Genomic DNA, 4,938 nt, shown 5'->3' on the forward strand with positions numbered 1-4,938 from the left:
GCCTCGACCAGGTCGAGGCGGGTGTCGAGGACGATCCGGTCGGCGTCGAGGGAGCGGGCGGCCCCGTCGACGGCGGCCAGCAGCGCGGCACCGCCGCCGGTGCCGCGCAGGCCGGGGCGGACGAAGACGCGGGTCAGCTCGACGGTGCCGGCGTCGAGCCGGCGCAGCCCGGCACAGGAGTGGGCGACGCCGTCGTGGCGGCCGATCAGGAAGAGGCCGCCGGGGGCGACGAGGTCGTCGCTGGGGGAGTCGGCCAGCCCGGATTCCAGCTCCTCGGGGGTGCCCTCCCGGCCGAGGTGCAGCCGGTAGTAGCGGTTGGCCACGTCGTAGTAGTACTCGCGCAGCAGGCCGAGGGCCTCGGGGGTGGTCACGTCGGCGGTGGCGACGGTCCAGGGGCCGGGTCTGCGGGGCGTGGTGTTCGTCATGCGCGCATGATCCGGTTCGCGGTCCGTCGGCCGCAATCGGATTTCGCGGCGCCCGCGATCGGCCGTCGTCGGCCGTGATCGGCCGTGATCGGCCGCCCGGGGCAAAGGAACGGCAAGGCCTCCGGTGGGTCGCTGCCCCGGGCGGGTGACGAGGGGATTGGCGATGGTGCACGCCGGGGGAGCAGTGCAGCTATGAACAGACCATCAGTTTGTCGTATTGGTGGGGGTCTGAGAGGACATCAGAGGAGCCGGACCGGCCTGCTGGCCACCGTCTGCCTCTCCGCCGTCCTCGCGGGCTGCGCCGGTCCGTCCACGTCCGCCGAGCCGAAGGCCGCCCCGGTCGACGCGAACGCGGCGCTCGCCGCCCCGGCCGCGGAAGCCGCCGCCGAAGGCGCCGAACACGCCGCCGCCGAGGGCGCCGAACCCGCGGGCGCCAGGCCCGCCGCCCCGCCACAGCTCCCCGGAGCGGCCCGCAAGGAGGAGGAGAGCAGCGGCGACACGATGGCCCGCCAGGAGGTGGCCACCCGAACCGCGCTGGAGACGGCCCAGCGGTGGGGCCTGGACCGGGTGCCGTTCAAGGCCCCGCCGCGTCCGGCCGCCAGGGTCACGCTCACCCAGGGACAGGGCGTCAAGCTGGCGGACGGCCGGCCGCCCGTGGTCTACCGCGTGCCGACCGACGACAAGGTGGTCTTCCTGACCGTCGACGACGGCGACGAGAAGGACCCGGAGTTCTCCCGGATGGCCGATGAACTGGGCATCCCGCTCAGCACCTACATCTCCGACTACCTGGCCCGCGAGAACTACGGCTACTTCCGCGACCTGCACGCCCAGGGAGTGGAGATCAACAACCACACGATCAACCACCGCAACCTGAAGATCCTGGACTACGACACCCAGCGCCAGGAGATCTGCAACCAGCAGGACCAGCTGGAGCAGCAGATCGGCGTCCGCCCCCGGCTGTTCCGGCCACCCTACGGCGAGTACAACGACGACACGCTGCTCGCGGCCGCTTCCTGCGGGGTGGAGGCGGTGCCGCTGTGGAACGAGGAAGCGTTCCCGGACCACATGGAGTGGCGCTACGACGACCGGAAGCTGCATTCGGGGGACATCATCCTGACCCACTTCCGGGGCACCGGCACCTGGAACGCCACCATGCCGGACCTGCTGCGCAAGGTCCTCGACGACGTCACCGCGCAGGGCTTCGCTCTGGCCCGGCTGGACGACTACCTGTAGCGGACCGGACCGTCGCGGCCCCGGACCGTCCTGATCCGGGACCGTCCTGATCCGGGGCCGCGACGGTACGAGGACCCGGGCTCAGCCGAGCGAGAGGGCGTCGAGGTACACCCAGGCGCCCTCGTGGCGCACGAAGCGGCTGTTCTCGGTGAGCACGCCCTGCTCGCCGCCCTCGGTCCAGTGCGCCCGGAAGGCGACCGTGCCCTCCGCGTGGAACGCGCCGCCCTCCGTGGTGTCGACCACCTCCAGGGCGGTCCAGCGCAGCCCCGGGTCGAAGTCGACCTCGGACGGCCGGGTGTCCGGGTGCCAGGTGCGCAGCAGGTAGGCCTCGTCCTGCGCGGCGAAGGCGCTGAACCGGGAGCGCATCAGGGACTCGGCGGTGGTGGCCGCCGTCTGGCCCCGGTGCATCCGCCCGCAGCAGTCGCCGTAGGCGGCGGGCAGGCCGCACGGGCAGGGCGAGGAGGGCAGCAGCCGGGGCGCGGCGGCGCGGGGCGCGGTACGACGTCGGGACATGCCGTCCATTGTCCCCCACCCCCTCGGCGGCTCCCGGGCCGCCCCGTGCACCGGGGCAGCGGGCCGGGCGGCGTGCTCAGGCGCGGGCGTCGCCGAACCAGCCGCGCAGCGCCCCGGCCAGGCCGTCGGGGTCGGCCCGGCCGGGCTCGGTGGCCCAGGCGACGTAGCCGTCCGGGCGCAGCAGCAGGGCGCCGGCCGGCGGCCGCGCGCAGTCGGCCGTCACGAGGTCCACCCGGTCCGTCCAGCCCGCCGCCGGGCCCGCGAGCCCGAGTTCCCCGCCCGTGAGGTCGATCAGCAACGGGCGCCCCGTGCGGGCGAGTTCGGCGATCCGGGTGGGGCCGTCCGGGGTGGTCGCGGTGAGCTCCGGCACGAAGAGGCCGGCCAGCGGGTGCGGGCAGTCGACCGGGTAGCGGACATCGCTGCCCGCCATCAGTGCCGCGATCCGGCCGAGGTTGTCCGGGTGTTCCAGCAGTTCGCCGAAGAGGGCGCGCACCGCGGTGGTGTCGGGGCCGGGGGACATCAGCGCCGTCTGGGCCTGGGAGTGCATGAAGACCCGCTCGCCGATCGGGTGGCGCTCCCCGTGGTAGCTGTCCAGAAGTCCGGGCGGGGCCCAGCCGTGCAGCTCGGCGGCGAGTTTCCAGCCGAGGTTGGCGGCGTCCTGGAGGCCGAGGTTGAGGCCGGGGCCGCCGGTCGCCGCGTGTACGTGGGCGGCGTCGCCGACCAGCAGCACCCGGCCGTCGCGGTAGCGCTCGGCGAGCCGGGTGTTGTGGCCGATGGTGCGGCGCGGGGTGAACGGTCCGGCGGTGGGGGCCGGGGCGAGCGGCAGATCGGCACCGGTCACCCGGCGGATGCTGGCGCGCAGCTCGTCCAGGGTGAGCGGGGTCCGCTGGTCCAGCGGGGGGCCGCCCCACTCCATGGTGGCGACCATGACGGCTTCCGGGCTGAGCGGGGCGATGACGAACACGCCGTGGTCGGTGCGGGTGTGGGTGTAGACGCGGAACGGGGTCGGGCAGCCCGGCAGCAGGACCTCGCCGCTGTCGGTGAGGCGGATTCCCTCCGGTGGGAGCACGTGCGCGATGCGGGAGACCGGGTCGGGCGAGGTGACACCGGGGAAGCCGATCCCGGCGAGCTTGCGGACGGTGCTGCGGCCGCCGTCCGCGCCGACCAGGTAGCGGGCGCGCGACCGCCCGGCGCCGTCGGGGCCGCGGACGTCGACGGTCACCCCGGTCGGGTCCTGGCGCAGGCCGGTGACCTCGTGGCCGCGGCGTACGGTGACGCCCAGGTCGCGGAGGCGTTCCTCCAGCACCTTCTCGATCCGGTGCTGGGGTACGGGCGCCGCGTGCAGCGGGTTCCGGTCGAGCCGGTCCAGGTCGAGCGGGAAGGCGCCGAACACGAAGCGCGGCACGGGTCGCGGCGTGCCCGGGACGCCGCTGAGCGGCTGGTGCAGGCCGCGGTGGTCGAGCAGTCGGAGCACCTGTCCGACCAGCCCGTTGGCTTTCTGCTCGCCCGAGCGCTCGGGCAGCCGGTCCAGCACCACTGGCCGGACCCCGGCCAGCGCGAGTTCGCCGGCCAGGAACAGCCCGACCGGTCCGGCGCCCACGATGACGACGTCGTTGATCATCTGGAGTCCCCTTGGACGAGGTGGGTTCACTGGTGTGACGGATCGGGCAGCCCGGCCGCCAGCTGTCGCAGCGCCTCGGCGAGCAGTGACTGGAACGGCACCGGCGGGTCGGCGGCCAGGTACTGGTCGTTGGCGGCCTTGACCGCGGCGAGCGCGGCGGCGGTGACCAGCTTGGGGTAGAGGTCCCGGTGCGGGTCGGTGCCGGTCCGGGCGGCCACCGCGGCCGCGAGCCCGGCCGCGGTCCGCGCCCCGTCGCGCATCAGCTCGGCCTGGAGCGCCGGCTCGCGCAGCACCAGCCGGATGCCGGCCGTCCACTGCGGGTCCGGCTGTTCGGGCATGCCGTCGTACGGTGCGAGCAGGGCCCGGGTGAGCGCCTCCCAGAGCGGCTCCCCGGCGGGCCGCTGCCGCAGCACCTCGGCGGACCGCAGGATGCGTTCGCGGTGCCGGTGGACGATCGCCTCGGCCTTGCTGGAGAAGTAGTTGTTGTACGTGCGGGGGGAGACCCCGGCCGCGGCCGCGATGTCCTCGACCCGGACGTTCTCCAGTCCCCGTTCCACCGCCAGCCGCAGTGCCGCCCAGCTGAGTGCCTCGCGCGTCGCGGCCTTCTTCCGTTCCCGCAGCCCGGGTTGGCCCTTCGTCATGCGCACCACTGTCCCGCAGAAACTGCGCGCCGCGCAATAGTGCGTGGCGCGCAAGTTTCCTCCGGCCGGACGGGCCGTGGCGAGCCGCCCGCCACCTGCGGTTCGTCGCTGGTAGTAGTTGCGTGGTCGCGGAGCGATCCCGAGGGGGAACCGGATCCCGCAGGTTTCCGGCGGGCCGGCTCGACAGGACTTGAGGAGCGGTCATGGGTGGCAGACAGCGTCCGCCGAGAGCGCGGAGCCCCCGCCGGGGCGGGCCCGCCGGCGGCGGTGCCCGGGTGAACTCCCGGACGGAGTTCGCCCGCATCGAGGGCTTCCTGGTCTGGGAGGCGGAGGTCGCGGCGGCCGAACGGGACGCCCGCGCGTTCGCAGGGCAGTTCGCGTGGCTCCCGGCGGCGGAGCGGGAATCGCTCGAACAGGCCTACGCCGCGGACCGGTTGCGCTACGCCGAGGAGGTGGTGGACCGCGCGGTCGACCGCTGCCGCCGGCTGGCGGCCCGCTATCGCGC

5 protein-coding genes and 1 pseudogene are annotated in these 4,938 nt (G+C 74.6%); 2 read left to right on the plus strand and 4 right to left on the minus strand.

What is annotated here, in order from left to right; all coding sequences use genetic code 11:
• The coding region (locus ACFRMQ_RS38085; RefSeq protein WP_380735457.1) for a GNAT family N-acetyltransferase at nt 1–425 on the minus strand (425 nt) is incomplete at its 3' end.
• A gap of 192 nt (nt 426–617) precedes the next feature.
• Between ACFRMQ_RS38085 and ACFRMQ_RS38090 the strand changes: the two genes are divergently transcribed.
• The gene (locus ACFRMQ_RS38090) at nt 618–1,658 is read left to right on the plus strand and encodes a polysaccharide deacetylase family protein (protein ID WP_380735458.1); all 1,041 of its coding nucleotides are present in this window, start codon (nt 618–620) and stop codon (nt 1,656–1,658) included.
• Between the two features lie 81 nt (nt 1,659–1,739).
• On the opposite strand, the gene ACFRMQ_RS38095 is transcribed toward ACFRMQ_RS38090, so the two are convergent.
• From ACFRMQ_RS38095 to ACFRMQ_RS38105, 3 genes are all read right to left on the minus strand, one after another.
• Nucleotides 1,740–2,171, minus strand: coding sequence for a YchJ family protein (locus ACFRMQ_RS38095; protein WP_380735459.1), 432 nt, complete (start codon nt 2,169–2,171; stop codon nt 1,740–1,742).
• 76 nt (nt 2,172–2,247) lie between these two features.
• Entirely contained in the window at nt 2,248–3,792 is a 1,545-nt protein-coding gene (locus ACFRMQ_RS38100) for an FAD-dependent monooxygenase (RefSeq protein ID WP_380735460.1), read from the minus strand.
• Between the two features lie 26 nt (nt 3,793–3,818).
• Complete coding sequence (locus tag ACFRMQ_RS38105) at nt 3,819–4,433, minus strand: TetR family transcriptional regulator (protein ID WP_380735461.1); 615 nt, start codon at nt 4,431–4,433, stop codon at nt 3,819–3,821.
• A 275-nt stretch (nt 4,434–4,708) separates the two neighbouring features.
• Between ACFRMQ_RS38105 and ACFRMQ_RS38110 the strand changes: the two are divergent.
• A pseudogene (locus ACFRMQ_RS38110) lies at nt 4,709–4,938 on the plus strand (hypothetical protein); the annotation flags it as partial.

Source organism: Kitasatospora sp. NPDC056783 (assembly GCF_042789895.1).
Classification (GTDB): Bacteria; Actinomycetota; Actinomycetes; order Streptomycetales; family Streptomycetaceae; genus Kitasatospora.